The sequence below is a fragment of the Pseudoalteromonas sp. SG44-1 genome, from assembly GCF_014164315.1.
GTDB classification, from domain to species: Bacteria; Pseudomonadota; Gammaproteobacteria; order Enterobacterales; family Alteromonadaceae; genus Pseudoalteromonas; species Pseudoalteromonas rhizosphaerae.
In genome coordinates, this window is the sequence record NZ_JACJEW010000136.1 from 1 (window position 1) to 2,607 (window position 2,607).

Below are 2,607 nucleotides of genomic sequence, written 5' to 3' on the forward strand. Positions count from 1 at the left end.
TTACAACTCAACTTATTAAAACTTGGCTTTTTTATAATTTACCCTTTATAAATGAATGATGGCTTGGCTAATGACTTGGCCAATGCGGTGGCTATACTTGCGCTCATCGCCCCAAGAAAAGAACCATGGCTTTTCACCTGCTTTGTAATATTCGATTGGTAAGCCATAAATACTATTAAACCCCTGAATTGTTGGTTGACCTTTACCACTGGGGTACACCGTGGCTTCTAGTTTGAGTTCTATCTGGTCGCCTGGCTGCAAACCAAATTCAGTCAAAAATGCATTGTAATTTATTTCTGCTTGCCACCCTGTTCGTGCAGGCTGAAGCATCCATATCGCATCAACTAATATGGGGGAATTAAGGGGGATTTGTTTAAATACTCTATGCTTCGTGTAACGTGACATTTTTAATTGTATTATTTCCGCATATTTTTTAGCTGCTTCAACATTATAACCACGATAAGGTGCAATTATATTTGCACGTATTGGATTAACTACCCGCCAATAGAGCTTTGTATCGACACCTTCTTTTACCGCAGCAACGGGAGTCGATAAACTAATTGAAATAGTTTTGGCAAGGTGGCTTGCAACCACTTTAGTATAAGGCTTGTAAAGTGCATTATAGACATCGAGTAGTGCTAAATCAGGGCGGTTCCGCCATTGTTCAGCTCGAACACTTGTTGAGCCATCATTAATAAAAGCTGCTTTACCCCACGGGCATGCATGCAACCATGCTTCAACCTCTGATTCACTAAAGTAATAAATAAGCCCTGCCGCAATTAAAATTATCACTAACCCTGCAACGCATGAATTAAGATGATACCCATCTTAACTATTCAGAGTGAGTGTCGTTTTTATTTTTAAATTTGCGCGACACAAAGCCCCGTCTACGCAAATTTAAAGAACAGTATTACATCGCCTGTAGGCGGGAGTTTACCTCGCGCATGGTTTGTTTTTATTCTACTTCATCACCAAAAACGCGTATTTAAAGGGGGGTGTCTTATTAATTGCGCCTTCTAATCATCAACGTGACGATAAACCTAGGCAGCATACACCGCCTAGGTTTGAATTCCTTTTCTGATTGTTAAAGAGCGTTTGGCCTGTAAATCTATTTTTAAATAACTTTAATCACAAAAGTAAAATATTGAGCTCGTAGGCACGTTTTATATTTTTCTCTAGCAATACGGGGTCATCACTAAATGGCGCAATAACATAATTAACTTCATCCCTCGGGTACTCTTCTGTTGCATCACGATTTTCGTGATAAACATACTTATAGTTATTTTTTATGACAGGATCGAGCGGATACTTATCCATATAGGGGCCAATTTTATCACCTCTCCACGTAACACTATTTCCTTTGTTTAAATGGTGTTGAACAGACTGTAACAACCCAAAAGGGATTGGTTTATTTTTATCCATAAATTCCGTTAATAATGTCCACGATTGACAAGCCCCATCGTAGCTATCAGCAAACGCGACTATGTATTGGCAATCCCTTTTACCATGTTTAGGGTATTTTTTAGGGATTAAACTTGTAACAGGCATGCCTCTTCCCAAGCTAAAGCCTAACGAGCCTCGATACATCTCAACTTCTTCAAATGGTATAACAAGTTCTGGGTTGCCACCAAACGCGGGGAAATTTACATTGCCGGTTTTTCGATCGAAGACGACTAATTTACCTCGCGGTATTCTCGCTTTACGGTGGTAAATAAAAGCAATTATTAATAATAAAACTTGCCCTAGAATAAACAAGGGATCAAAAAGAAATGAGTCCAAGAGGTGTTGTAAACTTTTTGCTTTAAATAACCCAAGGACTTGCATTATAGCTCCAATCGCAAAGAAGGTTAATGCTAGCCAAGAATAAGAACTATCATCCGTATCCGTCATACTTCCCATTAATAATACGCCGTAATAACGACCATCAGTTGAATATATATCGTTTACTCCTAACAGGTTGTCATAATCGACTTCAACTTTTCGGTAATACTTCCCCATATCAGTTGGTTTTTTAGGGGGGCGTAATTCAGATACTTGCTCGGTGTTTATCATATTGTTACTCAAGTCCTAATTCTTCTTTTAGCGCATAATTTAATAGTGATAAATTCACTTCGGTTGTGAGCCATTTATTTGGTTTTTCAAGCTCGCCGTCTTCATCGCGTTTTGATACTGGCAATATAAACTTATTATCTTTAAAAGCATCACTCACTGACGCACCTTTACCTTTTGGATACGTTTTAACACGTAGTCTAAACGTGATTCTGGTTGTGTTGAGCGCTTTAAATATGGCGGCGCAGTTATACTGATTTAAATCAAGTCGTACACCTTGCCCACTTGATAAATCAGTCACTAAAAAATTAAGATGGTGTCATTGTTATTCCATTTCTAAAGTACGCGGATTTCAAGGTGGCTGTCTTCTTAATTTTCCATCAGGAAAAATAACAACGCCACTACTAACAGAAGCTGCAAACTAAACCTAAAGCAATTAAATGCATCACTTTAGGTTCAATTTTTTAAATTTTTAAAGAGCGATTTAGCTTTTAATTACCACACTTCCTGACGGTTAACTTGGCAATCTGTTGGGTCTAAATAGGGTTTTAACTCCTC

The 2,607-nt window shown here is 38.2% G+C and carries 3 protein-coding genes; all 3 read right to left on the reverse strand.

The features are described 5' to 3' along the window. Positions 1–45 precede the first annotated feature (45 nt). Positions 46–792, reverse strand: a complete 747-nt coding sequence (locus H5187_RS23100) for a hypothetical protein (protein ID WP_182798431.1) — start codon at positions 790–792, stop codon at positions 46–48. A 336-nt stretch (positions 793–1,128) separates the two neighbouring features. Further along, on the reverse strand, positions 1,129–2,052 hold the full coding sequence (locus tag H5187_RS23105) for a hypothetical protein (RefSeq protein WP_182795021.1): 924 nt from the start codon (positions 2,050–2,052) through the stop codon (positions 1,129–1,131). Between the two features lie 4 nt (positions 2,053–2,056). Then, complete coding sequence (locus H5187_RS23110) at positions 2,057–2,350, reverse strand: hypothetical protein (RefSeq protein ID WP_182795020.1); 294 nt, start codon at positions 2,348–2,350, stop codon at positions 2,057–2,059. Between the last annotated feature and the right edge of the window lie 257 nt (positions 2,351–2,607).